Source organism: Pseudomonas sp. 43(2021) (assembly GCF_017490805.1).
In the GTDB taxonomy this organism is placed as follows: domain Bacteria; phylum Pseudomonadota; class Gammaproteobacteria; order Pseudomonadales; family Pseudomonadaceae; genus Aquipseudomonas.
In genome coordinates this window covers 67,160-92,784 of record NZ_JAFGYJ010000001.1, presented here as the reverse complement: position 1 = coordinate 92,784, position 25,625 = coordinate 67,160, and the positions used below count along the sequence as shown (strand labels likewise).

Here is a 25,625-nt window from a genome sequence, read left to right as displayed (position 1 = left end):
CGCTCCTACAAGGGAATGCGTTGCCTTTGTAGGAGCGAGCTTGCTCGCGATGGGCCGCAACGCGGCCCTAGGGGCATTACAGGCTTGGCAGCACACCCGCCGGCAGCAGGCCGGTCAGGCTACCCTTGGCCAACAGTTCCACGGCCTTTTCGATGTCGGGCGCGAAGAAACGGTCACGGTCGTAGTGCGGCACTTCGCTGCGCAGCGCCTGGCGCGCCTGCTCCAGCTTGGCGGAAGTCTTCAGGCCCTTGCGCAGGTCCAGGCCCTGGCAGGCGCCCAGCCATTCGATGGCCAGCACGCCACGGGTGTTTTCGGCCATTTCCCACAGGCGCTTGCCGGCAGCCGGGGCCATCGACACGTGGTCTTCCTGGTTGGCCGAAGTTGGCAGGCTGTCGACGCTGTGCGGGTGCGACAGGGCCTTGTTCTCGCTGGCCAGGGCAGCAGCGGTGACCTGGGCGATCATGAAGCCGGAGTTGACCCCGCCGTTTTCCACCAGGAACGGCGGCAGCTGGGACATGTGCTTGTCCATCATCAGCGAGATACGGCGCTCGCTGAGCGAACCGATTTCGGCGATGGCCAGGGCGATATTGTCGGCGGCCATGGCCACCGGCTCGGCGTGGAAGTTGCCGCCGGAAATCACGTCACCCTCGGCAGCGAACACCAGTGGGTTGTCCGATACGGCGTTGGCTTCGATGCCCAGTACCTCGGCGGCCTGGCGCAGCTGGGTCAGGCAGGCGCCCATGACCTGCGGCTGGCAACGCAGCGAGTACGGGTCCTGGACCTTGTCGCAGTTCTTGTGCGACAGCGACACTTCGCTGGAGTCGCCCAGCAGGTCACGGAAGCAGGCAGCAGTGTCGATCTGGCCACGCTGGCCGCGCACTTCGTGGATGCGCGCATCGAACGGCGAGCGCGAGCCCAGTGCGGCTTCGACACTCAGGCCGCCGCAGGCGATGGCGGCGGCGTACAGGTCTTCGCCCTGGAACAGGCCACGCAGGGCATAGGCGGTGGACGCCTGGGTACCGTTGAGCAGGGCCAGGCCCTCCTTGGCGGCCAGGGTCAGCGGCTCGAGGCCGGCCACAGCCAGGGCTTCGGTGGCTGGCAGCCACTGGCCCTTGTAGCGGGCCTTGCCTTCACCCAGCAGCACCAGCGACATGTGCGCCAGCGGGGCGAGGTCACCGGAAGCGCCCACCGAACCCTTCAGCGGGATGTGCGGGTACACTTCGGCGTTGACCAGGGCGATCAGCGCGTCGATGACTTTGCGGCGGATGCCGGAGAAGCCACGGCTGAGGCTGTTGATCTTCAGCACCATGATCAGCCGCACCAGGTCGTCATCCAGCGGCGCGCCGACACCGGCGGCGTGGGACAGTACCAGCGAGCGCTGCAGGTTTTCCAGGTCGTGGCTGGCGATGCGGGTCGAGGCCAGCAGGCCGAAACCGGTGTTGATGCCGTAGGCGGTACGGTCTTCGGCAATGATCTGCTCGACGCAGGCAACGCTGGCGTCGATGGCCGGCGCGGCGCTGGCGTCCAGTTGCAGGCGCACGGGCGCGGCATGGATGGCGCGCAGCTGGGCCAGGGTCAGGGTGCCGGGCTTGAGGGTCAATTCGGTCACTTCACTACTCCAATCGCGTGGAGCCGCAGGCCCGTTTTCTGGTGCCTGCGCGCCCCTTCTTGTTGTTCAGTATCACCCTTGTGGGGTGCGATCCAAAGCGTGGCGATCAGCCAGTGATCATCGGCAGGTCCAGGCCCTGCTCCTTGGCACAGTCGATGGCGATGTCGTAACCGGCATCGGCATGACGCATTACACCGGTCCCTGGGTCGTTGGTCAGCACGCGCGCGATACGCGCGGCGGCTTCATCGGTACCGTCGCAGACGATGACCATGCCCGAGTGCTGGGAGAAGCCCATGCCCACGCCACCACCGTGGTGCAGCGAAACCCAGGTAGCACCGCCGGCGGTGTTCAGCAGGGCGTTGAGCAGCGGCCAGTCGGAGACGGCATCGGAGCCGTCACGCATGGCTTCGGTTTCACGGTTGGGGCTGGACACCGAACCGGAGTCCAGGTGGTCACGGCCGATCACGATCGGTGCCGACAGCTCGCCGCTGCGTACCATTTCGTTGAACGCCAGGCCCAGCTTGGCGCGCAGGCCCAGGCCAACCCAGCAGATACGTGCCGGCAGGCCCTGGAAGCTGATGCGCTCGCGGGCCATGTCCAGCCAGCGGTGCAGGTGGGCGTCGTCGGGGATCAGTTCCTTGACCTTGGCGTCGGTCTTGTAGATGTCTTCGGCATCACCGGACAGCGCCGCCCAGCGGAACGGGCCGATGCCACGGCAGAACAGCGGGCGGATGTAGGCCGGCACGAAGCCCGGGAAGTCGAAGGCATTGGTCACGCCTTCTTCCTTGGCCATCTGGCGGATGTTGTTGCCGTAGTCGAAGGTCGGGATACCCTGCTTCTGGAAGTCGAGCATGGCTTGAACATGTACGGCCATCGACTGCTTGGCGGCCTTGACCACGGCAGCCGGTTCGGTCTGCGCACGGTCGCGGTATTGTTCCCAGGTCCAGCCGGCCGGCAGGTAGCCGTTCAGTGGGTCGTGGGCGCTGGTCTGGTCGGTGACCATGTCCGGGCGCACGCCACGCTTGACCAGCTCTGGCAGGATTTCGGCAGCGTTGCCGTGCAGGGCAATGGAGATGGCCTTGCCTTCGGCGGTGTACTTGGCGATGCGTGCCAGGGCGTCGTCGAGGTCAGTGGCCTGCTCGTCGACGTAGCGGGTTTCCAGGCGGAAGTCGATGCGGCTCTGCTGGCATTCGATGTTCAGCGAGCAGGCACCGGCCAGGGTGGCGGCCAGAGGCTGCGCGCCGCCCATGCCACCCAGGCCGGCGGTCAGTACCCACTTTCCTTTCAGGCTGCCGCCGTAATGCTGGCGACCGGCTTCGACGAAGGTTTCGTAGGTGCCCTGGACGATGCCCTGGCTGCCGATGTAGATCCAGCTGCCGGCGGTCATCTGGCCGTACATGGCCAGGCCCTTGGCGTCCAGTTCGTTGAAGTGTTCCCAGTTGGCCCAGTGCGGCACCAGGTTGGAGTTGGCGATCAGCACGCGCGGGGCGTTGCTGTGGGTCTTGAACACGCCGACCGGCTTGCCCGACTGTACCAGCAGGGTTTCGTCGTCTTCCAGGCGGGTCAGGGTCTCGACGATCTTGTCGTAGCAGGCCCAGTTGCGCGCGGCACGGCCGATACCGCCGTACACCACCAGTTCTTTCGGGTTTTCCGCGACCTGTGGATCGAGGTTGTTCATCAGCATGCGCAGTGGCGCTTCGGTCAGCCAGCTTTTGGCAGTCAGCTTGTTGCCACGTGGGGCACGGATCTCAACGTCACGGTATTTGTTGTTGTCGGTCACGGGAAAGGTCCTCTACGGTCGTCCGCGGGCGGGTATGTCGTGGTAGATATACAAACACATCTTTACTTGTATGTACAAGCATGGACAACCAAAATAATCGGACCTTTCCGCTGAATGGTTTGGTGCATGCGTTGATTCTTTCTGCGCCAGTGAGATCGAGCGCCGCCCGCGCGGCGCTTCGCGGGACAAGCCCGCTCCCACATTTGTTGCAACGTGGCCATGTCTGTCAGGCCATGGTTGTCAGCCTTGTTGGTCTGACTCAATTTCTCGGCTGGCGCTGCGGCCGCCTCACCCGTCTCAAGACATGCACCAAGGCAAGCAACCATGGCCTGACAGGTTCGGCACGTTGCAACAAATGTGGGAGCGGGCTTGTCCCGCGAAGCGCCGCGCGGGCGGCGCTCGATCTTACAGGCGACAAAAAACTACAGGCGAACTTACAGGAGACAAAAACCTACAGGCGAACCCCTCAGCGCCCCACCAACTCGATCAGGCAGAACCGCCCTTGAACCTCGAGCCCCAGCAACTGGTCATTGCCCTCCAGCCGCAAGCAGTCATACAACCCCAACCGCTGCGTCTCACGCCCGGCGATGCCAACCTCGACCTGGCTGCTGGCTGCGAACAGCAACACCGTCGACGCCGAGCTGTACAAGCGGCTGGTGCCATCGAACCACTGCAACCGCGCCCGGTAGCGCTGCGGTGCATAGATCAGGTTGAAATCGCGGATCGCCCCGCCCAGCAGCTTGCAGCTGACCTGGCTCTCGCCGCTGAAGGCAAAGGCATCGAACGGCAGCAACGGCCGGCTGGCCTGGCCGTCGACCAGCAGGCGCATACCGTCGCCCTGCAGCACGGTGATGATCCGCTGGTAGCCGGCGAAGGTGGAAAAGCCGCCGGACTCCTCGATATCGGCAATCGACAGGCGCCAGCCAAAGCCGTCCAGGCCCTCGCCACTGTCGCGGGTAATTTCTTCGGTGAAACCGCCACCGTTCTTCCACGGCATGCGCGGGTAGTCCTGCGCACGCAACAACTGCAGCTGACTCATTTACTGAAACGTCCTTCCAGGCGATGACGGGAACCGGGGTGGATCAGCCGCGCGGCGGTCACCGGCTGGCGGCCGGACCAGGTGCGACGGCGGATAAGCAGGCAGGGCTCGCCCCGCTCGATCTGCAACAGGCGGCATTCTTCCGGCTCGGCCAGGATCGCCTCGACCACGTGCTCACCCTCGGTCAGCGGCGCCACCTGCGACAGATAGGCGTAAGGCGTCTGCCGGGTGAAGTCCTGCTTGAGGTACTCGGGGGCAATCGCCGCATTGACGTAGCGGTCCTCGATCTGCACCGGCACGCCATTCTCGAAATGCACGATCAGCGAGTGGAACACCCGCTGGCCTTCACGCATGTCCAGGGCCAGCGCCCGCTCGGAACCGGCCGCTTCCTCGGTGAGGGTGATCACCTGGCAGCTATGCTGGTGGCCACGCGCGGCAATTTCGTCGGCGATGTTGTTGACCTCGAACAGCGCCGAACGCCCCTTGGGCTCGGCCACGAAGGTACCGACCCCTTGCATGCGCACCAGCAGGCCTTCGGCGGTGAGTTCGCGCAGGGCGCGGTTGATGGTCATGCGGCTGAAGCCCAGCTCGCTGACCAGTTCGCTCTCCGAGGGTACCCGGTGATGCGGTGGCCAGCTGCCATTGTCGATCTGCTGGATGATCATCTGTTTGACCCGGGCGTACAGCGGCGCCGGGCCCTCGCCCATCTGGGCAACCAGCGCGGAGACAGGAGGTGTCGGCACGGCGTTGGATCCTTGTGCAAATGGAATGAGCGGTAGCTTGCCGCAGTTTACCCGGCAGGCAAACGCCTGTATATGTATATACAAGTTAACAATAACAGGATTTTCACCGATGTCCGCCTACTTCGCCGAACGCGCCCTGCTGCCCACGGGCTGGGCCAGCCATGTCCGTATCGAGGTCACCCGCGATGGCCACGTGGCCCGCATCGAGCCGGGCGCCTCGGCCGAGGGCGCCGAGCGGCTGGCCGGCCCGCTGCTGCCCGGCATGCCCAACCTGCACTCGCATGCCTTCCAGCGCGCCATGGCAGGGCTGGCGGAGGTCGCCGGCAACCCCAATGACAGTTTCTGGACCTGGCGCGACCTGATGTACCGCCTGGTCGGCCAGATCAGCCCGGAGCAGCTGCAGGTCATCGCCCGCCAGCTGTACATCGAGATGCTCAAGGCCGGCTACACCTCGGTCGCCGAATTCCACTACGTGCACCACGACCAGGCCGGCAAGACCTATGCCGACCCGGCCGAACTGTCCCGCCGCATCAGCGCAGCCGCAGCCGACAGTGGCATTGGCCTGACCTTGCTGCCGGTGCTCTACAGCCATTCAGGCTTCGGCGGCCAGGCCCCGAATGACGGGCAACGGCGCTTCATCAACTCCACCGAGCAATACCTGCAACTGCAAGCGCAACTGGCCCCGCTGCTGGCCGCACAACCCGCCCAGCAACTGGGATTGTGCTTCCATTCGCTGCGGGCGGTGACGCCCGGGCAGATCGCCGAGGTGCTGGCAGCCAGCGACAAGCAATGCCCGGTGCATATCCATATCGCCGAGCAGCAGAAGGAAGTCGACGACTGCCTGGCCTGGAGCGGCCTGCGCCCGTTGCAGTGGCTATACGAACATGTGGACGTGGACCCACGCTGGTGCCTGGTGCATGCCACCCATGCCGAGCCGGATGAAGTTACTGCCATGGCTCGCAGCGGCGCGGTAGCCGGGCTGTGCCTGACCACCGAGGCCAATCTGGGCGACGGGATTTTCCCGGCAGTGGACTACCTGGCACAGGGTGGGCGCATGGGCATTGGTTCGGACAGCCATGTGTCGCTGAGCGTGGTGGAGGAGCTGCGCTGGCTGGAATATGGCCAGCGGCTGCGCGACCAGCGGCGTAACCGCCTGTATCGCGGCGACCAGCCGATGGTCGGGCGCACGCTGTATGACGCTGCGCTGGCGGGCGGTGCACAGGCGCTGGGGCAGGCGGTCGGGGAGCTGGCTGTGGGCAAGCGCGCCGACTGGCTGGTGCTCGACGGGCAGGACCCTTACATCGCCATGGCGGACGGAGATGCCATTCTCAACCGCTGGCTGTTTGCCGGGGGCGATCGCCAGGTGCGGGATGTGATGGTGAATGGGCAGTGGGTGGTGCGCCAGGGGCGGCATGCGCAGGAAGAGGAAAGCCGGTTGGCGTTTGCCGAGGTACTGCGGCAGCTTTTGGGCTGATCTACCGGCAGTTCTCTCGCATTCGCGGGTGAACCCGCTCCCACAGGTGAGGCGCTGAACTCAGATGCGGTGCAGTACCTGTGGGAGCGGGTTTACCCGCGAACACCGGCGAAGCCGGTGCCATACATCGCGGTTGCGGGTAGGCCCACACCCACAACCACTCTGAACCTCAGTGCCTCTTGACGATCTGCTGGTCCGACGCGCGCCAGATCAGGCGGCTGGTGTCATACCCCTGTTGCCGTGCCCTGGACATCAGGTTCTCGCGCTCCCAGGCCGGTAGCGTCGGCGTACGCGAAAGGATCCACAAGTGCTTGCGATCCGGGCTGCCGACCACCGCCGTGCGGTAGCGTTCATCCACATACAGAATCCAGTACTCGCCCCTGGCCACACCTGGCACCAGCTTGGTGAACCAGTTGTCGAACTCGACCCACAACTTGTCAGTGTGCCCCGGCTCCTGGATGCTCGCATGCCCTTCGGCGCGCAGCCATTCGTCACCCATGGTACGGCAGCGGTTGAGCACGCCGAGGCTACCATCCAGTTTGAGGTTGTAATGCGCCTCGGACTGTTCGCAGCCGGTCTGGTAGCGCATGGGCAGGCGCGCCAGCTCGTACCATTTGCCCTGGTAGCGCTTGAGGTCGATGTGGCCAGCGGTCTTCGGCGCCAGCGGATCGTGCACGGAGCCGGCACAACCACCCAGCAGCAACGCCAGGCATACCCCCATCAGCAGATACAGACGCCTCATTTGAGACCCTGCCCTGAATACATCAGTACCTTGTCTGCAGCGTACTGCACGCTGATGAAGCTCTTCTCGTCCCCCCAGGTGCAGCTGCTCATGCCCAGTGCGCCAGAGCACTCGGTCGGCGTGCCGAGCAACTGCTCGACCTCGGCCTTGTTCATACCGGCCTTGATCTTGGAATAGTTTTCCTGGTTGATCTTGCTGCAGGCAGTCAGGACGACGCACAGCGACAACAGGGCGAGGGAACGCAACGACATGAAGGACACTCCTGAAGAGGGGATACAGGCGAGTGGCCTGTAGTGACCTTCGACGATAAAAACCCTCCCAGGTTCCCTGCCCTCCCTCCTCTACCCCTACGCCATTGGTCGGATGGCCACTACTGTGCGATTAATCACAAAGGAGTATCCCGACCAAACAAAAAGGCCGCCCCGTGCAGGGGCGGCCTTGCGTCGCGATGGCCTGCGCAGCAGACCACAAAACCTCAGAATCTGGAGCCTGGCTCCAGCAAAAAGTCCATTTCTTCACTGGTGCTCGGCCGCTCCAGCACCAGGTTGCGGTGCGGAAAGCGCCCAAACCGGGCAATCACCCGTTGATGCTGCTCGGCATAGTCGAGGAAGCCTTCGAACAGCCGGCGGTTGGCTTCAGGCTGCTCGTCCAGCAGCAACTGGTAGCGCTCGACGCACAGGTTCTGCCAGTCAAGCACTTCGGCATGCTCCAGCACCAGCAGCACGAACACCCGCTGGATCGGCAGCAACTGGTAATCCCAGTTCTTCTGCAAACCCTGCATCGCCACCACCTGGGCACGCCGGTCGCCCTCGAAGGCGCGCGGCGTGTCGCGGTAGATCATGCGTGGCAGCTGGTCCAGCAGGATCAGCAGGCCCAGCCAGCCCTGCGGGCTTTGCTGCCACTCGTCGAGCCCACCCGCCAGGGCGTGCTCGACCAGCTCGCCAAACAGCGCATGGGCCTCGGCATCGTGATGCTTGCCGAACCACAGCGTGCTCTTCTCGTCAGCCACGGCCTGGGGACTGGTGCCCCAACCGAACCACCACTCCAGCAACGGCTGCCAAGGTGCGAGCATGACTTACTCCTTGTGGTAGGCGGTGACGCGCTCGACCTCTTCCTTCGAGCCGAGGATTACCGACACACGCTGGTGCAGGCTTTCCGGCTTGATGTCGAGGATGCGATCGTAACCGTTAGTGGAGGCGCCGCCGGCCTGTTCGATGATGAACGACATCGGGTTGGCTTCGTACATCAGGCGCAGCTTGCCCGGCTTGCTCGGCTCGCGGGCGTCACGTGGGTACATGAACAGGCCGCCACGGGTCAGGATGCGATGCACGTCGGCCACCATCGAGGCGATCCAGCGCATGTTGTAGTTCTTCTTCAGCGGGCCGGTCTCGCCTGCCAGCAGCTCGCCCACGTAACGCTGAACCGGGGCTTCCCAGTGGCGCTGGTTGGACATGTTGATGGCGAACTCGGCGGTGCTTTCCGGCACGCGGATGTTTTCGTGGGTGAGGACGAAGCTGCCCAGTTCGCGGTCCAGGGTGAAGCCCTTGACGCCGTTGCCCAGGGTCAGGATCAGCATGGTCTGCGGGCCATAGATGGCGTAACCGGCGGCGACCTGCTGGGTGCCTGGCTGCAGGAAGGCATTTTCGTTCAGGGTTTCGTTCTGGCTCAGGTACTCGTTAGGGCAACGCAGTACCGAGAAGATGGTGCCGACCGAAACGTTGACGTCGATGTTGGACGAGCCGTCCAGCGGGTCGAAGACCAGCAGGTAGGCGCCTTTCGGGTACTTGCCCGGAATCTGGTAGGCGTTGTCCATTTCTTCGGAGGCCATGCCAGCCAGGTGGCCGCCCCATTCGTTGGCTTCCAGCAGGATATCGTTGGAAATCACGTCCAGTTTCTTCTGGACTTCGCCCTGCACGTTTTCAGTGCCCATGCTGCCCAGCACACCGCCGAGGGCGCCTTTGGACACGTGATGGCTGATTTCCTTGCACGCACGCGCCACCACTTCGATCAGGAAGCGCAGATCGGCAGGGGTATTGTTGCTGCGGGTCTGCTCAATCAGATAGCGACTCAGGGTAACGCGGGACATGTATGGCTCCGAAAGGATTGGGGGATGAAAAACCCACGCAGTTTACAGGGAGAGTTGCGGGCTAGCGAGTGATGAGACTCGCCACGGCTCTCAGACGGCACAATAGGTCGGTAGTTCAGCGTGCGCCAGGCCGGTGGTCTGGTTGTAGGCCTCTTCGCGAGCACGCCCGCTCCCACAGGGACTGCACAGGTTTCCGAGGCTGTGCAAATCCTGTGGGAGCGGGCGTGCCCGCGAAGAGGCCGGCACAGGCTTACCTCAATCCAAAGCCTTCCAGATCTCGCTGGCATACTCCCGAATGGTCCGGTCCGACGAGAACCAGCCCATCCGCGCAGTGTTCAGCACCGCCATGCGCCACCACTCCTGCGGCGTGTGCCACAGTTCCTCGACCCGCCGCTGGGCATCCCAGTAAGCGTCGAAATCGGCACACACCAGGAAGCGGTCATGGCCCACCAGCCCATCGATCAACGCGCTGTAGCGCGACGGGTCGTCCGGCGAGAACACCCCGCTGCGAATGGCCTGCAGCACGTCGCTCAGGCGGCTGGACGCGGCAATCGCCGCACTGGCACCGAAGTCCCCGGCACGCCGCCTGGCTTCCACCTGCTGCGCGGTAAGGCCGAAGATGAACATGTTGTCGGCGCCCACCTGCTCGCACATCTCCACGTTGGCGCCATCCAGGGTGCCGATGGTCAGCGCGCCGTTCAGGCCGAACTTCATGTTGCTGGTACCGGAGGCTTCGTAACCGGCGGTGGAAATCTGCTCGGAAAGGTCCGCCGCCGGGATGATGCTTTCGGCCAGGCTGACGTTGTAGTTGGGCAGGAACACCACCTTCAACAGGCCACGCACGGTCGGGTCGTTGTTCACCACCCGGGCGATGTCGTTGGCCAGCTTGATGATCAGCTTGGCCTGGTGGTAACTGGCCGCGGCCTTGCCGGCAAAAATCTTCACCCGCGGCACCCAGTCGGTACCGGGGTCGTTGCGCATGGCCTGGTACAGCGCCACGGTATGCAGCAGGTTAAGTAACTGGCGCTTGTACTCGTGGATGCGCTTGACCTGCACATCGAACAACGCCTCGGGGTTCACCGTGACGCCCAGGCGGTCCTGGATGATGCTGGCCAGGGCACGCTTGCTGTGCAGGCGCTGGGCAGCGAACTGCTTTCGAAAGCCGCTCTTGTCGGCGAACGGCACCAGGCCGGCCAGGCGCCCTTCGGGGTCGTCCAGCAGCTCCGGCCCCAGCGCCTCGACCAGCATCGCGGTCAGCTGCGGGTTGGACTGGTACAGCCAGCGGCGGAAGGTAATGCCGTTGGTCTTGTTGTTGATCCGTTGCGGGTAGAGCTTGTGCAGCTCGGCAAACACCGTGCTTTTCATCAGTTTGCTGTGCAGCGCCGACACACCGTTGACGCTGTGCGAGCCGAGGAACGCCAGGTTGCCCATGCGCACCCGGCGGCCGTTGTCCTCCTCGATCAGCGATACCGCCCGCAGCACGTCGAAGTCGTGCAGGCCTTTCGCCCGCAGCGCGTCGATGTGGTAGGCGTTGATCAGGTAGATGATCTGCATGTGCCGCGGCAGCATGCGTTCCATCAACGCCACCGGCCAGGTTTCAAGGGCTTCGGGCAGCAAGGTGTGGTTGGTGTAGGCCAAAGTGCCGACGGTCAGCTCCCAGGCGGTATCCCAGGGGATTTCATGCTGGTCGACCAGCAGGCGCATCAGCTCGGCGACGGCGATCGACGGGTGGGTGTCGTTGAGCTGGATGGCCGCCGCGTCCGGCAGGTTGAGCAGGTTGTCGTGCATGTTCAGGTGGCGGCGCAGCAGGTCCTGCAGCGAGGCCGAGACGAAGAAGTATTCCTGGCGCAAGCGCAGCTCCTGGCCAGCCTCGGTGCTGTCGGCCGGGTACAGCACCCGCGAAATGCTTTCGGCCCGTGCCACCTCGGCCACCGCGCCCAGGTGGTCGCCGGCGTTGAAGCGCTCCAGGTGCAGCTCCTCCAGCGCCCGCGCACGCCACAGGCGCAACGTGTTGACGCTGGCCCCGCGCCAACCGACCACCGGGGTGTCATAGGCCACCGCCCGCACGGTCTCGCCCGGCCACCACACCTGGCGCTGCTGGCCATGGGTGTCGTGCACCGTTTCGACGCTGCCACCAAAGCTGATCGGGTAGATCACCTCGGCGCGCTCGAACTCCCAGGGGTTGCCGAAATCCAGCCAGTTCTCGGTCTGCTCCTGCTGCCAGCCATCGACCATGGCCTGGCGGAACAGCCCGTGTTCGTAGCGGATGCCATAGCCGTGGGCGGCGATGCCCAGGGTCGACATGCTCTCCATGAAACACGCCGCCAGGCGGCCCAGGCCACCGTTGCCCAACGCAGCATCGGGTTCGAGCAGGCGGATGCGCTCCAGGTCCACGTCCAGCCCTTCCAGCGCTTCGCGGGCAATATCGAGCAGGCCCAGGTTGCTCAGGCTGTCGTACAGCAGGCGACCGATGAGGAATTCGAGGGAAAGGTAATAGACCCGCTTCTGGCTTCGGCGATAAGCCTGGCGGGTGTGGTCCATCCAGTGATCGACCATGTGATCGCGCGCGGCCAGGGCAATGGCTTCGAACCAGTCGTGGTCGAAGGCGTGCTCCGGGTCCTTGCCGACCGCGTAGGTCAGCTTCTTCAATACAGCGGCGCGAAATTCGGCCACCTCGGCGTCACGTGCTTTGGGTTCCTGGGACATGCGGCATCCTCTGGCAAGTTGACGAAAGCGGAGGGAGACTGTTGAGCCTAGCCCCTTCGACAGGGAGTGACAGTTACCGTTCGCAGTTTTCATGCCCACTCTGCGATTCCGGCAAAAGGTTGTTCATAAATTGAACAATTCCGGTATGATCGCGCGCCCCAAGACCGTGATACACCCCTATAACGATGAAAACGACCCTGATCGCCGCGGCCGAAGTCGACCGCCTGGAGACCTGGCAGCGCTACACCAGCAACATGTGCCATGGCTGCCATTCGACCTGCTGCACCCTGCCGGTGGAGGTGAAGATCAAGGATCTGATCCGTATCGGCGTGGTCGACGAGTTCGAGAAAGACGAACCGCCGAAGAACATCGCCAAGCGCCTGCAGAAGGACGGCATCATCGAACGCTTCAACCAGAAGTCGGGGATCTTCACCCTGACCCGGATGAGCAATGATGACTGCCTGTACCTGGATCGTAAAAGCCGGCTGTGCACCATTTATGACAAGCGGCCGGACACCTGCCGCAACCACCCCAAGGTCGGGCCGCGGCCGGGGTATTGTGCGTACAAGCCCAAGGTGGTCGGGCGCTGATCGCCAGCCTTCAAGGGCCTCTTCGCGGGCTTGCCCGCTCCCACAGGATCTCCGCAACATTCAGCCTGTGCAGTACCTGTGGGAGCGGGCAAGCCCGCGAAAGGGCCGACACAAATCCTGCAGGCAAACAAAAACGCCCCCGGCCTTTCGACCGGGGGCGTTTTCGTTTCAGCTCAAGCTAGACGATCAAGCCTTGGCTTTCTTGGCAGCGCGGGTACGCTCGCCTTCGTCCAGGATCTTCTTGCGCAGGCGGATCGACTTCGGAGTCACTTCGCACAGCTCGTCGTCCTGGATGAATTCCAGAGCCTGTTCCAGGGTGTGGCGAACCGGCGGTACCAGGGCGATGACTTCGTCTTTGCCCGAAGCACGCATGTTGTCGAGCTTCTTGCCTTTGGTCGGGTTCACGCCCAGGTCGTTGTCACGGCTGTTCAGACCGATGATCTGACCGTTGTAGATGTCCTGGCCGTGCTCGATGAACAGCTTGCCACGAGCCTGCAGGGTTTCCAGCGAGTAGGTCAGCGCCTTGCCGGTCTCGATCGAAACCAGAACACCGTTCAGGCGGCCGGACATCTGGCCAGCTTTCATGGTGTCGTAGCGATCGAAGATCGAGGTCAGGATGCCGGCACCGTTGGTCAGGGTCAGGAACTGGTTACGGAAACCGATCAGACCGCGAGCAGGTACGTTGTACTCCAGACGTACACGGCCCTTGCCATCCGGCGCCATGTTGGTCAGGTCGCCTTTACGCAGGCCCATTTCTTCCATGACCTTGCCCTGGGATTCTTCAGGGATGTCGATGGTGACGTTCTCGAACGGCTCCTGCTTCACGCCGTTGACTTCGCGGATGATCACTTCAGGGCGGCCTACAGCCATCTCGAAGCCTTCACGACGCATGGTTTCGATCAGAACCGACAGGTGCAGCTCACCACGGCCGGAAACCTTGAACTTGTCAGCCGAGTCGCCTTCTTCAACGCGCAGTGCAACGTTGTACAGCAGCTCTTTGTCCAGACGTTCCTTGATGTTACGGCTGGTGACGAACTTGCCTTCCTTGCCGCAGAACGGCGAGTCGTTGACCTGGAAGGTCATCGATACGGTCGGCTCGTCAACGGTCAGCGGCTTCATCGCTTCGACGTGGTTCATGTCGCACAGGGTGTCGGAGATGAACAGCTCGTCGAAACCGCTGATGCAGACGATGTCGCCAGCCTGGGCTTCTTCAACGTCGACGCGGTGCAGGCCGTGGTGGCCCATCAGCTTGAGGATACGGCCGTTACGCTTCTTGCCTTCGGTGTCGATGGCAACAACCGGGGTGTTCGGCTTGATGCGACCACGGGCGATACGGCCAACGCCGATAACACCGAGGAAGCTGTTGTAGTCCAGCGCGGAGATCTGCATCTGGAACGGGCCATCGACGTCAACGTTCGGCGCCGGTACGTTGTCGACGATCGACTGGTACAGCGGGGTCATGTCTTCGGCCATGTCGGTGTGGTCCAGACCGGCGATGCCGTTCAGGGCCGAGGCGTAGACCACCTGGAAGTCCAGCTGGTCGTCGGTGGCACCGAGGTTGTCGAACAGGTCGAAGATCTGGTCCAGAACCCAGTCAGGACGCGCGCCCGGGCGGTCAACCTTGTTGATCACGACGATCGGCTTCAGGCCGGCTTCGAACGCCTTCTTGGTCACGAAGCGGGTTTGCGGCATCGGGCCGTCCTGGGCATCGACCAGCAGCAGCACGGAGTCGACCATCGACATTACACGCTCAACCTCGCCACCGAAGTCGGCGTGGCCGGGGGTGTCGACGATGTTGATGTGGTAGCCGTTCCAGTTGATGGCGGTGTTTTTCGCCAGAATGGTAATGCCGCGCTCTTTTTCCTGGTCGTTGGAGTCCATCACGCGCTCGTCGTTGAGCTCGTTACGCTCCAGGGTGCCGGACTGGCGCAGGAGTTTGTCGACCAGGGTGGTTTTACCATGGTCAACGTGGGCGATGATGGCGATGTTACGCAGATTTTCGATCACAACTGTATCTCGATCAGAGGATTCGGTTGCCGCCAGTGTAGGCGGCGAATATGTACGGTTTGAGGCTCAGCGGGCCCGATGGTCGGGAGGGCGATGGCGGATGCTGCCGCCATACAGCCCTGGCGTCTTATGTCGGACGATAAACACGCACATTGGCATGTCCCTCACTGAGCAGGTGGTGTGCGTGCAGACGGCTCATCACACCTTTGTCGCAATACAGCAAGTACTGGCGCGTAGGGTCCAGGTGCTTGAACTTGCTGTTGATCGCATAGAACGGCATGGCCTGGACTTCGATACCCTCCAGCGCCAGAGGTTCGTCTTCCTGGGCATCGGGGTGACGAATGTCGATGACGATCTGGCCCGGCAGCGCCTCGGCCACTTCCTCGACTTCGATGTCCTTGCCAAGCTCGTCGATCACATGGTCGATGGAGATGAACCTGGCACGCTCCAGGGCGCGCTCCAGCACGGCCATGTCGAACTGCTTTTCTTCGTGCTCCATGCGATGACGCTTGGCATGGGTAGTCGGGTTCACCGAGATCACGCCACAGTACTCCGGCATGTGCTTGGCAAAATCGGCAGTGCCGATTGCGGTGGCCTGGTCGATGATGTCCTGCTTGTGGCTGGCCAGCAACGGGCGCAGCACCAGCTTGTCGGTGGCCGAGTCGATGATCGACAGGTTCGGCAGGGTCTGGCTGGACACCTGGGAAATCGCCTCGCCGGTGACCAGCGCGTCGATCTCCAGGCGGTCGGCCATGTGTGCGGCACCGCGCAGCATCATGCGCTTGAGGGTCACGCCCATGTAGCTGTTGTCGACCTTGTTGAGGATCTCGCCGACCACTTCCTCGAATGGCACGCTGATGAACAGCACGCGCTGGCTGCTGCCGAACTTCTTCCACAGGTAGTGGGCCACTTCCATCACGCCCAGCTCGTGGGCACGGCCACCGAGGTTGAAGAAGCAGAAGTGGGTCATCAGGCCACGGCGCATCATCTGGTAGGCCGCCACGGTGGAGTCGAAGCCACCGGACATCAGCACCAGGGTCTGCTCCAGGGCGCCCAGCGGATAACCGCCGATGCCCTGGTGCTGGTTGTGGATCACGTACAGGCGCTGGTCGCGGATTTCGATGCGCACCAGCACTTCCGGGTTCTTCAGCTCGATGCCGGCGGCGCCGCACTGCTGGCGCAGCTGGCTGCCGACGTAACGGTCGACGTCCATCGAGGTGAAGTCGTGGTGGCCGCCGCGCTTGCAGCGCACGGCGAAGTGCTTGCCGGCCAGCAGGTGGCCGAAGTGGTGCTTGCACTTGGCGACGATGTCGTCGAAGTCGCCGAGCGGGTATTCCTCTACCTGCAGGAAGTGGGTGATACCCGGGGTGCAGGTGAGGCGCTCGATCATCTCGCGCTGGACTTTTTCGTCTTCGACGCGGGTGACCACTTCGAGATTATCCCAGACACCATCGACCACGAGCTCAGGGTCGAGGTCCTTGAGCACGTTGCGGATGTTCTTGCCGAGCTGGCGGATGAAGCGCTTGCGCACCGGCCGGCTCTTGATGGTGATTTCTGGGAAGACTTTGACGATAAGTTTCATTGGTTAACAGCGCGCGCAGGGCCTGCCGAAAATGAGGGGCGCGAATTATAGCGGAAATTGCTCAGGATTTGACCAACTTTTGATCAGAAGCTTTCAGATAAATGCAGGAGGCGGGTTTTGTGCTGCCAGCTCCGGCCCTTTCGCGGGTAAACCCGCTCCCACAGGGACCGCACACAATTCCAAGGTAGTGCTATCCCCTGTGGGAGCGGGTTCACCCGCGAAGAGGCCCTCAAGAAAAGCATACAACTCAAGCAATGCACACTATTGGTGCACTGCTACCAAAATTCGCATCTTAAGGGTGCATTTCCCCCCGTCGCCCCACCGCCAAATGCCCACAAACGCCCCCTTTTATCCCGCCCTCGCCATTTTCGGGCACTGGCATGCAATTTGCTCCCTTGTGAGGCAGGTAAAGCTTGGCCGACTATCCGCGCCCGGCAACACCCTTTTTCCAGGGCAGCGGCCCACCGCGCTCTAGACCATCCGGAGGACAACATGTCGAAGTCGGTTCAACTCATCAAAGATCATGACGTCAAGTGGATTGATCTGCGTTTCACGGACACCAAAGGCACTCAGCACCACGTGACCATGCCGGCGCGTGATGCGCTGGAAGACGACTTCTTCGAAGTCGGCAAGATGTTCGACGGTTCCTCCATCGCTGGCTGGAAAGGCATCGAAGCATCCGACATGATCCTGATGCCGGTCGACGAAACTGCCGTACTGGACCCGTTCACCGAAGAGCCAACCCTGATCATCACCTGCGACATCGTCGACCCGTCGAGCATGCAGGGCTACGATCGCGACCCACGTGCCATCGCCAAGCGCGCCGAAGAGTACCTGAAGAGCACCGGCATCGGTGACACCGTATTCGCAGGCCCAGAGCCTGAGTTCTTCATCTTCGACGAAGTGAAGTTCCAATCGGACATCTCCGGCTCGATGTTCAAGATCTTCTCCGAGCAAGGCTCGTGGATGACTGGCGCTGACGTGGAAGGCGGCAACAAAGGCCACCGTCCGGGCGTGAAAGGCGGCTACTTCCCGGTTCCGCCGTTCGACCACGACCACGAAATCCGTACTGCCATGTGCAACGCACTGGAAGAGATGGGCCAGACCGTCGAAGTTCACCACCACGAAGTGGCGACTGCCGGCCAGAACGAAATCGGCGTCAAGTTCAACACCCTGGTGAAGAAGGCTGACGAAGTACAGGCGCTGAAATACGTCGTGCACAACGTTGCCGACGCCTACGGCCGTACCGCCACCTTCATGCCGAAGCCACTGTACGGCGACAACGGCTCGGGCATGCACGTGCACATGTCGATCTGGAAAGACGGCAAGAACACCTTCTCGGGTGAAGGCTATGCCGGCCTGTCCGACACCGCCCTGTACTTCATCGGCGGTATCATCAAGCACGGTAAGGCCCTGAACGGCTTCACCAACCCGTCGACCAACTCCTACAAGCGTCTGGTCCCAGGCTTCGAAGCCCCGGTAATGCTGGCCTACTCGGCTCGCAACCGTTCCGCATCGATCCGTATTCCTTACGTCGGCAGCCCGAAAGCCCGCCGTATCGAAGCACGCTTCCCGGACCCATCGGCCAACCCGTACCTGGCCTTCGCGGCCCTGCTGATGGCTGGCCTGGACGGTATCCAGAACAAGATCCACCCAGGCGATGCTGCCGACAAGAACCTGTACGACCTGCCGCCTGAAGAGGCCAAGGACATCCCGCAGGTTTGCGGCAGCCTGAAGGAAGCACTGGAAGAGCTGGACAAAGGCCGTGCGTTCCTGACCAAGGGCGGCGTGTTCTCCGACGACTTCATCGATGCCTTCATCGAGCTGAAGAGCGAAGAAGAAATCAAGGTCCGTACCTTCGTTCACCCGCTGGAATACGAGCTGTACTACAGCTGCTGATCTGATCGGCGCCTGGCGCCGATGACATGATCAGAACGGCCTCCCTCGGGAGGCCGTTTTCGTTTCCGCGCCATACAGAACCCACAGAAACCCCGCCCGTCACGCTATGCTCTATCTTGGTGCACAATCGAACGCCGTGCCCCCATTTGCTCCCCAATCTGGTTCACATGAAACGCTTCACCAAGACTTTCTGATCCGATTTTGCGCAGATCCAGGCCTTTTTCGGCAAATCCCGCTTCTTTTCGGAGCTTTGGTTTGTTTCTTGCATTTCTGCAGGTAGAGAGTCTCGCATCAGCGGATCCACCGCGCGCCCGGCCATGGCCGCGCCATGCCAGCCAAGCGCCAAAAGAGGTCAACGACGCCTTATGACCATCAGCGATGCACAGCACCGTCTGCTTCTGGACAACCTGACCACCGCCACGCTACTGCTCAACGCCGAGCTACGCCTGGAGTACATGAACCCTGCCGCAGAAATGCTGCTGGCGGTCAGTGGCCAGCGCAGCCATGGGCAGTTCATCAGCGAACTGTTCACCGAGTCGACCGAAGCGCTCAGCTCGCTGCGCCAGGCGGTCGAGCAGGCGCACCCGTTCACCAAGCGCGAAGCGCAGCTCACCTCGCTGACCGGGCAGGCCATCACCGTCGACTACGCGGTAACGCCGATCCTGCACCAGGGCCAGACCCTGCTGCTGCTGGAGGTTCACCCACGGGACCGGCTGCTGCGCATCACCAAGGAAGAGGCCCAGCTGAGCAAGCAGGAAACCACCAAGATGCTGGTGCGCGGCCTGGCCCACGAAATCAAGAACCCGCTCGGCGGCATCCGCGGCGCAGCCCAGCTGCTGGCCCGCGAGCTGCCTGACGAAGGCCTGCGCGACTACACCAACGTGATCATCGAGGAAGCCGACCGCCTGCGTAACCTGGTCGACCGCATGCTCGGCTCGAACAAGCTACCGTCGCTGGCCATGACCAACATCCACGAAGTACTGGAGCGGGTCTGCAGCCTGGTAGAGGCCGAAAGCCAGGGTTGCATCACTTTGGTGCGCGATTACGACCCCAGCCTGCCGGATGTGTTGATCGACCGCGAACAGATGATCCAGGCTGTGCTCAACATCGTGCGCAACGCCATGCAGGCGATCAGCTCGCAGAACGAGCTGCGCCTGGGCCGCATCACCCTGCGCAGCCGTGCCCTGCGCCAGTTCACCATCGGCCACGTGCGCCATCGCCTGGTGGCGCGGGTGGAGATCATCGACAACGGCCCGGGCATCCCGCCGGAACTGCAGGACACCCTCTTCTATCCCATGGTCAGCGGCCGCCCGGACGGTACCGGGCTGGGCCTGGCCATTACCCAGAACATCATCAGCCAGCACCAGGGCCTGATCGAGTGTGAAAGCCATGCAGGCCACACCGCCTTCTCGATCTACCTGCCCCTGGAACAAGGAGCCACCGCCTCATGAGCCGAAGTGAAACCGTATGGATCGTCGACGATGATCGCTCCATCCGCTGGGTCCTGGAAAAAGCCCTGCAACAGGAAGGCATGACCACCCAGAGCTTCGACAGCGCCGATGGCGTGATGGGCCGCCTGGCACGCCAGCAACCGGACGTGATCATTTCCGACATCCGCATGCCCGGCACCAGTGGCCTCGACCTGCTGGCGCAAATCCGCGAGCAGCACCCGCGCCTGCCAGTCATCATCATGACTGCCCACTCCGACCTGGACAGCGCCGTGGCGTCGTACCAGGGCGGTGCCTTCGAGTACCTGCCCAAGCCATTCGATGTGGACGAGGCGGTCTCGCTGGTCAAGCGTGCCAACCAGCACGCCCAGGAGCAGCAAGGGCTTGATGTGCCGCAAAACCTGGCACGCACCCCGGAAATCATCGGTGAAGCACCGGCGATGCAGGAGGTGTTCCGCGCCATCGGCCGCCTCAGCCACTCCAACATCACCGTGCTGATCAACGGCGAGTCCGGTACCGGCAAGGAACTGGTGGCCCACGCCCTGCACCGCCACAGCCCACGTGCGGCGTCGCCGTTCATTGCCCTGAACATGGCCGCGATCCCCAAGGACCTGATGGAGTCCGAGCTGTTCGGCCATGAGAAAGGCGCCTTCACCGGTGCGGCCAACCTGCGCCGGGGGCGCTTCGAGCAGGCCGACGGCGGGACCCTGTTCCTCGACGAGATCGGCGACATGCCCGCCGATACCCAGACCCGCCTGCTGCGGGTGCTGGCCGATGGCGAGTTCTATCGCGTGGGCGGCCACGTGCCGGTCAAGGTCGACGTGCGCATCATCGCTGCCACCCACCAGAACCTCGAGTCGCTGGTACAGGCCGGCAAGTTCCGCGAGGACTTGTTCCACCGCCTGAACGTGATTCGCATCCACATTCCACGGCTGGCCGACCGCCGTGAGGATATCCCCGCCCTCGCCCGCCACTTCCTCGCCCGCGCCGCCCAGGAGCTGGCGGTGGAGCCGAAGATCCTCAAGCCGGAAACCGAAGAGTTCATCCGCAATCTGCCGTGGCCGGGCAACGTGCGGCAGATGGAGAACACCTGCCGCTGGATCACCGTGATGGCCTCCAGCCGCGAAGTGCTGATCGGCGACCTGCCGCCCGAGTTGCTGAACCTGCCACAGGACGCCGCGCCGGTAACCAACTGGGAGCAGGCCCTGCGCCAGTGGGCCGACCAGGCGTTGGCGCGTGGGCAGACCAGCCTGCTGGACAGCGCAGTGCCGAGCTTTGAGCGGATCATGATCGAGACGGCGCTCAAGCACACCGCTGGCCGTCGGCGCGATGCGGCGCTGTTGCTGGGTTGGGGGCGCAATACCCTGACGCGCAAGATCAAGGAGCTGGGGATGAATGTGGCGGGTGGCGATGATGAGGAAGGTGATGACCATTAATCCTTGACTGGCTGCACCGACGCATTCGCGGGTAAACCCGCTCCCACAAGTACAGCGCCAGCCTCAAGGTCGGCGCCGTACTTGTGGGAGCGGGTTTACCCGCGAATGCGTTTGTAGAACCAGAACAGATATCGGCTCCATGCACCGTTCCTGTGCCCGATGCACCTCACGAAGGCACAAATCCCCTCAAAAAACGGCTAATTCACCCTTAAAGCCCAATATTCACGGGCTTTGCAAAACTGGCACGCCCCCTGCAATACCTAGTACATCTCCAGTTTCGGGGGCCCTGGTACAGGCAGGCCGGGTGAACCCCTCTTTTATTCGCAACATCGCCAGTTTTGGGGACCTCGGTACAGGCAGGCCGGGCCATCCCCCCTTTATACGCAGTACCCCTTTCGGGGACCCTGGTACAGGCAGGCCGGGATATCCCCTCTTTTATTCGTGCAGTTTCACCTGCACCCGCCAGCGCCCAGCGTCCTCTGCACCAGCCCACTCGCCGTGCAGGGGGCGCGCGGCCACCAGCGTCAGCAACAAGCCTTCCTTGCTCTTCTGCACCCGCCAGCTCACAGGCTTGCCTTGCAGGCTCAACTGCCCTTGCCGGGCCTTGCCCTGCGCCTGGAACAATAGCGCAACCGTACCGTCCACATTCTCGCCATGCAGCTGAGGCTCTTCGTTGAACCACAGCTCCAGGCCATCCTGCACCACCTCCACCTGTTGCAGCTCGCGCTCGTCCGGCGTGGTCAGCCGGCCGATCATCAGCCCTACCATCAAGCCGACGATTGCCAGCGACAGCATCATCCGCGGGAACGCCTTCGAACGCACGTCCGGTTCGGGGGTAGAATGCCCGTCATCTTCACGCTTGGAGCCGTGCATGTTTCACGTCATCCTTTTTCAACCAGAAATTCCGCCGAATACCGGCAACATCATTCGCCTGTGCGCCAACAGCGGCTGCGACCTGCACCTGATCGAACCCATCAGCTTCGAACTGGATGACAAGCGCCTGCGCCGTGCGGGGCTGGATTACCACGAGTATGCCACGCTCAAGCGCCACGAGAGCCTGGCCGGATGCCTGGAAAGCCTGGGCAACCCACGGCTGTTCGCCCTCACCACCAAGGGCTCGCACCCGTTCCACGAAGTGGCCTACCAGCCGGGTGATGCCTTCCTGTTCGGCCCCGAGAGCCGTGGCTTGCCGACCGAAGTCCTGGACAGCCTGCCGGCCGAACAACGCCTGCGCCTGCCGATGCGGCCGGGGTGCCGCAGCCTTAACCTGTCCAATACCGTGGCAGTGACGGTGTATGAGGCGTGGCGGCAGAATGGGTTTGCCGGGAGCTGAGCTATAGCCTGTGCCGGCCTCTTCGCGGGTAAACCCGCTCCCACAATAACCAAGCCAACCTCAAGGGCAGCGCTGTACCTGTGGGAGCGGGTTTACCCGCGAAGGGGGCGGCACAGGCAACAAAAAAGCGCCCCGAGAGGCGCTTTCTTGATACCAGCAGCTATTACTGCACGGTCGGCGCTTCGCCGGCTTCCTGCATGCGCTGCATTTCTTGCGCGTACAGGGCGTCAAAGTTGACCGGCGACAGCATCAGGGCCGGGAACGAACCGCGGGTCACCAGGCTATCCAGGGTCTCGCGGGCGTACGGGAACAGGATGTTCGGGCAGAACGCACCCAGGGTGTGGCTCATCGAAGCCGCGTCCAGGTTCTTGATCAGGAAGATACCGGCCTGCTGCACTTCAGCGATGAAGGCCACTTCGTCACCGTTCTTGACGGTAACCGACAGGGTCAGCACCACCTCGTGGAAGTCACCTTCCAGGGCTTTCTGCTTGGTGTTCAGGTCCAGGGCTACGCTCGGCTCCCAGGTCTGGCGGAAGATCTGCGGGCTTTTCGGGGCCTCGAACGACAGGTCGCGCACATAGATGCGCTGCATGGAGAACTGAGGGCTGTTGTCTTCTGCAGCAGCGCCGTTGGTCTGTTGGTCAGTCATGGCAGATCCTTATCCTAATGTTTTTGAATGCAGTGCAAATCAGGCCGCCAGCAGCGCGTCGAGCTTGCCGGCACGCTCCAGGGCATAGAGGTCATCGCATCCACCGACATGGGTGCTGCCGATCCAGATCTGCGGCACCGATGTACGGCCGGCCTTCTGGCTCATTTCGGCACGAACCTGCGGCTTGCCGTCGACCTTGATTTCCTCGAAGGCCACGCCCTTGCTCTCGAGCAGGTGCTTGGCGCGCATGCAGTAGGGGCAGTAGTCGCTGGAATAGACGATGACGGGCTTCATATCACTTCACCAGGGGCAGGTTATCGGCTTTCCAGCTGGAAACGCCACCGCTCAGTTTGGCGGCGTTGTAACCAGCCTTGAGCAGCTCGCGGCAGATGGTGCCGGACTGCTGGCCCATCGAGTCGACGACGATCAGGGTCTTCTCTTTGTGCTTGTCCAGCTCGGTCATGCGGTTGGCCAGCTTGTCCTGCGGGATGTTCAGCGCACCGACAATGTGACCGGCGGAGTATTCCTTGGCCGGGCGGATGTCGATGACCAGGGCTTTATCGGCATTGACCAGGGCAGTCAGCTGGCCGTTGCTCAGGCTCTGGCCACCGCGACGGATTTCGTTGACCAGCAGCGCGACCAGCAAGACAACGAAGATCGCCACCAGGATGTAGTGGTTTGTCGCAAATTGAATCAGGTTAGCAACCATCTGGGGTGTTCCACGCGATTGAAAATGCCGGCCAGTATACACAGCCCCTTATTGCCACCAAAGCCCGGCGGGCCGGCGGCAAAGCCACCTGCACATTGCTGGCACGTGCGCGCCGGTCGGGGGAATGGGACGAATATTCGCCGCCGGTGGCGCATTTGCCCTAAAATGCGTGTCTTTATCATCTTTGAACAACCGTGAGTTTGATTGATGACGAGTACGCCCAAACCCCTGGTCCTGATCATCCTGGATGGCTTCGGCCACAGCGAAAGCCCCGAATACAATGCCATCTATGCCGCCAACACACCGGTCTATGACCGCCTGCGCGCCAGCCAGCCGCATGGCCTCATTTCCGGCTCTGGCATGGATGTCGGCCTGCCGGACGGGCAGATGGGCAACTCCGAAGTCGGTCACATGAACCTCGGCGCCGGCCGCGTGGTGTACCAGGACTTCACCCGGGTGACCAAGGCCATCCGCGACGGCGAGTTCTTCGAGAACCCGGTACTGACCGGCGCCGTGGACAAGGCAGCCAGTGCCGGCAAGGCCGTGCACATCCTCGGCCTGCTGTCCGATGGCGGCGTACACAGCCACCAGGACCACCTGGTGGCCATGGCTGAACTGGCCGCGCAGCGCGGCGCAGAGAAGATCTACCTGCACGCCTTCCTCGATGGCCGCGACACGCCGCCACGCAGCGCGCAGTCGTCCATCGAACTGCTCGACGCCACTTTTGCCAGGCTGGGCAAGGGCCGCATCGCCAGCCTGATCGGCCGCTACTACGCCATGGACCGCGACAACCGCTGGGACCGCGTCAGCGCCGCCTACAACCTGATCGTCGACAGCGCTGCCGAATACACCGCCGACACCGCCCTGGCTGGCCTGGAAGCGGCCTACGCCCGCGACGAGAGCGACGAGTTCGTCAAGGCCACACGTATCGGTGATGCAGTCAAGGTCGAAGACGGCGACGCGGTGATCTTCATGAACTTCCGCGCCGACCGTGCCCGCGAACTGTCGCGCGTGTTCGTCGAAGCCGACTTCAACGAATTCCCGCGCCCGCGCCTGCCACAACTGGCGGCCTACATCGGCCTGACCCAGTACTCGGCGAAGATCCCGGCCCCTGCCGCCTTCGCCCCGGCCAGCCTGAACAACGTGCTGGGCGAGTACCTGGCGAAGAACGGCAAGACCCAACTGCGCATCGCCGAGACCGAGAAGTACGCCCACGTCACCTTCTTCTTCTCCGGTGGCCGCGAAGAGCCGTTCGAAGGCGAAGAGCGCATCCTGATCCCGTCGCCGAAGGTCGCCACCTACGACCTGCAGCCGGAAATGAGCGCGCCGGAAGTGACCGACCGCATCGTCGAGGCCATCGAGCAGCAGCGTTATGACGTGATCGTGGTCAACTACGCCAACGGCGACATGGTCGGCCATACCGGCGTGTTCGAAGCTGCGGTGAAGGCCGTCGAGGCCCTCGATGGCTGCGTCGGGCGCATCGTCGAAGCACTGGACAAGGTCGGCGGCGAAGCGCTGATCACCGCCGACCACGGCAACGTCGAGCAGATGGAAGACGAGTGCACCGGCCAGGCGCACACTGCACATACCACCGAACCGGTGCCGTTCATCTATGTCGGCAAGCGCAACGTCAAGGTGCGTGAAGGCGGCGTGCTGGCCGATGTGGCGCCGACCATGCTGAAGCTGCTGGGGCTGGAAAAGCCGGTGGAAATGACCGGTACGTCCATCCTGGTCGACGCCTGATTCTAATTATGGGGCTGCTTTGCAGCCCCTTTGCTCATGAATTCCAGACA

The 25,625-nt window shown here is 62.8% G+C and carries 22 protein-coding genes; 7 read left to right on the top strand and 15 right to left on the bottom strand.

The window, feature by feature from the left end; translation table 11 throughout:
* Window positions 1-76 precede the first annotated feature (76 nt).
* The 4 genes from hutH to hutC all read right to left on the bottom strand — a co-directional run bounded on the left by hutH (window position 77) and on the right by hutC (window position 5,135).
* Window positions 77-1,609, bottom strand: a complete 1,533-nt coding sequence (hutH, locus tag J5M71_RS00395) for a histidine ammonia-lyase (RefSeq protein ID WP_063912025.1) — start codon at window positions 1,607-1,609, stop codon at window positions 77-79.
* A 106-nt stretch (window positions 1,610-1,715) separates the two neighbouring features.
* The gene (gene hutU / locus J5M71_RS00390; RefSeq protein ID WP_207828380.1) at window positions 1,716-3,389 is read right to left on the bottom strand and encodes a urocanate hydratase; all 1,674 of its coding nucleotides are present in this window, start codon (window positions 3,387-3,389) and stop codon (window positions 1,716-1,718) included.
* Window positions 3,390-3,855: 466 nt separating this feature from the next.
* Window positions 3,856-4,428, bottom strand: coding sequence for a HutD family protein (locus J5M71_RS00385; RefSeq protein ID WP_207828378.1), 573 nt, complete (start codon window positions 4,426-4,428; stop codon window positions 3,856-3,858).
* Window positions 4,425-5,135: a histidine utilization repressor gene (gene hutC / locus J5M71_RS00380; protein WP_177328482.1), complete on the bottom strand. Its 711-nt coding sequence runs from the start codon at window positions 5,133-5,135 to the stop codon at window positions 4,425-4,427. The genes J5M71_RS00385 and hutC overlap by 4 nt, the downstream gene beginning before the upstream one ends.
* A 145-nt stretch (window positions 5,136-5,280) precedes the next feature.
* On the opposite strand from hutC, the gene J5M71_RS00375 reads away from it, so the two are divergent.
* Window positions 5,281-6,645, top strand: a complete 1,365-nt coding sequence (locus tag J5M71_RS00375; protein ID WP_207828369.1) for a formimidoylglutamate deiminase — start codon at window positions 5,281-5,283, stop codon at window positions 6,643-6,645.
* Window positions 6,646-6,814: 169 nt separating this feature from the next.
* Here the strand turns inward: J5M71_RS00375 and J5M71_RS00370 are convergent, their stop codons facing one another.
* From J5M71_RS00370 to J5M71_RS00350, 5 genes are all read right to left on the bottom strand, one after another.
* Complete coding sequence (locus tag J5M71_RS00370; protein WP_207828367.1) at window positions 6,815-7,387, bottom strand: lipocalin family protein; 573 nt, start codon at window positions 7,385-7,387, stop codon at window positions 6,815-6,817.
* Window positions 7,384-7,638, bottom strand: a complete 255-nt coding sequence (bamE, locus tag J5M71_RS00365) for an outer membrane protein assembly factor BamE (RefSeq protein ID WP_003249234.1) — start codon at window positions 7,636-7,638, stop codon at window positions 7,384-7,386. Before bamE ends, J5M71_RS00370 begins: the two co-directional genes overlap by 4 nt.
* 224 nt (window positions 7,639-7,862) lie before the next feature.
* The gene (locus tag J5M71_RS00360; protein ID WP_063912031.1) at window positions 7,863-8,459 is read right to left on the bottom strand and encodes a DUF924 family protein; all 597 of its coding nucleotides are present in this window, start codon (window positions 8,457-8,459) and stop codon (window positions 7,863-7,865) included.
* 3 nt (window positions 8,460-8,462) lie between these two features.
* The gene (locus tag J5M71_RS00355; protein ID WP_016712457.1) at window positions 8,463-9,473 is read right to left on the bottom strand and encodes a class 1 fructose-bisphosphatase; all 1,011 of its coding nucleotides are present in this window, start codon (window positions 9,471-9,473) and stop codon (window positions 8,463-8,465) included.
* A gap of 255 nt (window positions 9,474-9,728) precedes the next feature.
* The gene (locus tag J5M71_RS00350) at window positions 9,729-12,179 is read right to left on the bottom strand and encodes a glycogen/starch/alpha-glucan phosphorylase (RefSeq protein WP_207828358.1); all 2,451 of its coding nucleotides are present in this window, start codon (window positions 12,177-12,179) and stop codon (window positions 9,729-9,731) included.
* Window positions 12,180-12,364: 185 nt separating this feature from the next.
* Here J5M71_RS00350 and J5M71_RS00345 point away from each other — a divergent pair, with 185 nt between their 5' ends.
* Window positions 12,365-12,769 carry a YkgJ family cysteine cluster protein gene (locus tag J5M71_RS00345; protein ID WP_003259873.1) on the top strand — a complete coding sequence of 135 codons (405 nt, stop codon included), beginning with the start codon at window positions 12,365-12,367 and terminating at the stop codon, window positions 12,767-12,769.
* Window positions 12,770-12,955: 186 nt separating this feature from the next.
* Here J5M71_RS00345 and typA read toward each other — a convergent pair whose 3' ends face one another.
* Both typA and thiI read right to left on the bottom strand, forming a co-directional pair.
* Window positions 12,956-14,776 carry a translational GTPase TypA gene (gene typA, locus J5M71_RS00340; RefSeq protein WP_013974573.1) on the bottom strand — a complete coding sequence of 607 codons (1,821 nt, stop codon included), beginning with the start codon at window positions 14,774-14,776 and terminating at the stop codon, window positions 12,956-12,958.
* 127 nt (window positions 14,777-14,903) lie between these two features.
* Entirely contained in the window at window positions 14,904-16,358 is a 1,455-nt protein-coding gene (thiI, locus tag J5M71_RS00335) for a tRNA uracil 4-sulfurtransferase ThiI (RefSeq protein ID WP_207828355.1), read from the bottom strand.
* A 492-nt stretch (window positions 16,359-16,850) separates the two neighbouring features.
* On the opposite strand from thiI, the gene glnA reads away from it, so the two are divergent.
* From glnA to ntrC, 3 genes are all read left to right on the top strand, one after another.
* Window positions 16,851-18,257: a type I glutamate--ammonia ligase gene (glnA, locus tag J5M71_RS00330; protein WP_015272115.1), complete on the top strand. Its 1,407-nt coding sequence runs from the start codon at window positions 16,851-16,853 to the stop codon at window positions 18,255-18,257.
* A 365-nt stretch (window positions 18,258-18,622) separates the two neighbouring features.
* Window positions 18,623-19,708 (top strand): nitrogen regulation protein NR(II), encoded by a 1,086-nt coding sequence (glnL, locus tag J5M71_RS00325; RefSeq protein WP_063912033.1) that lies wholly within the window; start codon window positions 18,623-18,625, stop codon window positions 19,706-19,708.
* Entirely contained in the window at window positions 19,705-21,141 is a 1,437-nt protein-coding gene (ntrC, locus tag J5M71_RS00320; RefSeq protein WP_003249213.1) for a nitrogen regulation protein NR(I), read from the top strand. The genes glnL and ntrC overlap by 4 nt, the downstream gene beginning before the upstream one ends.
* 435 nt (window positions 21,142-21,576) lie before the next feature.
* Here the strand turns inward: ntrC and J5M71_RS00315 are convergent, their stop codons facing one another.
* A complete protein-coding gene (locus J5M71_RS00315; protein WP_207828353.1) occupies window positions 21,577-22,014 on the bottom strand; it encodes a hypothetical protein in 438 nt (145 codons plus the stop codon).
* Between J5M71_RS00315 and trmL the strand changes: the two genes are divergently transcribed.
* A complete protein-coding gene (gene trmL, locus J5M71_RS00310) occupies window positions 22,013-22,474 on the top strand; it encodes a tRNA (uridine(34)/cytosine(34)/5-carboxymethylaminomethyluridine(34)-2'-O)-methyltransferase TrmL (protein ID WP_207828351.1) in 462 nt (153 codons plus the stop codon). The genes J5M71_RS00315 and trmL overlap by 2 nt on opposite strands.
* A gap of 163 nt (window positions 22,475-22,637) precedes the next feature.
* Here the strand turns inward: trmL and secB are convergent, their stop codons facing one another.
* The 3 genes from secB to J5M71_RS00295 are packed head-to-tail and all read right to left on the bottom strand — an operon-like array spanning window position 22,638 to window position 23,832.
* Entirely contained in the window at window positions 22,638-23,123 is a 486-nt protein-coding gene (secB, locus tag J5M71_RS00305) for a protein-export chaperone SecB (RefSeq protein ID WP_013974581.1), read from the bottom strand.
* Between the two features lie 39 nt (window positions 23,124-23,162).
* Window positions 23,163-23,417 (bottom strand): glutaredoxin 3, encoded by a 255-nt coding sequence (grxC, locus tag J5M71_RS00300; RefSeq protein WP_063912037.1) that lies wholly within the window; start codon window positions 23,415-23,417, stop codon window positions 23,163-23,165.
* Window position 23,418: 1 nt separating this feature from the next.
* Window positions 23,419-23,832, bottom strand: coding sequence for a rhodanese-like domain-containing protein (locus tag J5M71_RS00295; RefSeq protein WP_063912038.1), 414 nt, complete (start codon window positions 23,830-23,832; stop codon window positions 23,419-23,421).
* A gap of 207 nt (window positions 23,833-24,039) precedes the next feature.
* Between J5M71_RS00295 and gpmI the strand changes: the two genes are divergently transcribed.
* Window positions 24,040-25,575, top strand: a complete 1,536-nt coding sequence (gene gpmI / locus J5M71_RS00290; protein WP_207828336.1) for a 2,3-bisphosphoglycerate-independent phosphoglycerate mutase — start codon at window positions 24,040-24,042, stop codon at window positions 25,573-25,575.
* Window positions 25,576-25,625 lie beyond the last annotated feature (50 nt).

Bases quoted from the DNA above. Each gene is read 5' to 3' on its own strand.
- J5M71_RS00360 (WP_063912031.1), bottom strand. From the start codon at position 8,459: ATGCTCGCACCTTGGCAGCCGTTGCTGGAGTGGTGGTTCGGTTGGGGC.
- J5M71_RS00375 (WP_207828369.1), top strand. From the start codon at position 5,281: ATGTCCGCCTACTTCGCCGAACGCGCCCTGCTGCCCACGGGCTGGGCC.
- J5M71_RS00295 (WP_063912038.1), bottom strand. From the start codon at position 23,832: ATGGTTGCTAACCTGATTCAATTTGCGACAAACCACTACATCCTGGTG.
- J5M71_RS00355 (WP_016712457.1), bottom strand. From the start codon at position 9,473: ATGTCCCGCGTTACCCTGAGTCGCTATCTGATTGAGCAGACCCGCAGC.
- trmL (WP_207828351.1), top strand. From the start codon at position 22,013: ATGTTTCACGTCATCCTTTTTCAACCAGAAATTCCGCCGAATACCGGC.
- J5M71_RS00370 (WP_207828367.1), bottom strand. From the start codon at position 7,387: ATGAGGCGTCTGTATCTGCTGATGGGGGTATGCCTGGCGTTGCTGCTG.
- hutC (WP_177328482.1), bottom strand. From the start codon at position 5,135: ATGGGCGAGGGCCCGGCGCCGCTGTACGCCCGGGTCAAACAGATGATC.
- J5M71_RS00315 (WP_207828353.1), bottom strand. From the start codon at position 22,014: ATGCACGGCTCCAAGCGTGAAGATGACGGGCATTCTACCCCCGAACCG.
- glnA (WP_015272115.1), top strand. From the start codon at position 16,851: ATGTCGAAGTCGGTTCAACTCATCAAAGATCATGACGTCAAGTGGATT.
- ntrC (WP_003249213.1), top strand. From the start codon at position 19,705: ATGAGCCGAAGTGAAACCGTATGGATCGTCGACGATGATCGCTCCATC.
- glnL (WP_063912033.1), top strand. From the start codon at position 18,623: ATGACCATCAGCGATGCACAGCACCGTCTGCTTCTGGACAACCTGACC.
- bamE (WP_003249234.1), bottom strand. From the start codon at position 7,638: ATGTCGTTGCGTTCCCTCGCCCTGTTGTCGCTGTGCGTCGTCCTGACT.
- grxC (WP_063912037.1), bottom strand. From the start codon at position 23,417: ATGAAGCCCGTCATCGTCTATTCCAGCGACTACTGCCCCTACTGCATG.
- gpmI (WP_207828336.1), top strand. From the start codon at position 24,040: ATGACGAGTACGCCCAAACCCCTGGTCCTGATCATCCTGGATGGCTTC.
- J5M71_RS00385 (WP_207828378.1), bottom strand. From the start codon at position 4,428: ATGAGTCAGCTGCAGTTGTTGCGTGCGCAGGACTACCCGCGCATGCCG.
- J5M71_RS00350 (WP_207828358.1), bottom strand. From the start codon at position 12,179: ATGTCCCAGGAACCCAAAGCACGTGACGCCGAGGTGGCCGAATTTCGC.
- secB (WP_013974581.1), bottom strand. From the start codon at position 23,123: ATGACTGACCAACAGACCAACGGCGCTGCTGCAGAAGACAACAGCCCT.
- J5M71_RS00345 (WP_003259873.1), top strand. From the start codon at position 12,365: ATGAAAACGACCCTGATCGCCGCGGCCGAAGTCGACCGCCTGGAGACC.
- thiI (WP_207828355.1), bottom strand. From the start codon at position 16,358: ATGAAACTTATCGTCAAAGTCTTCCCAGAAATCACCATCAAGAGCCGG.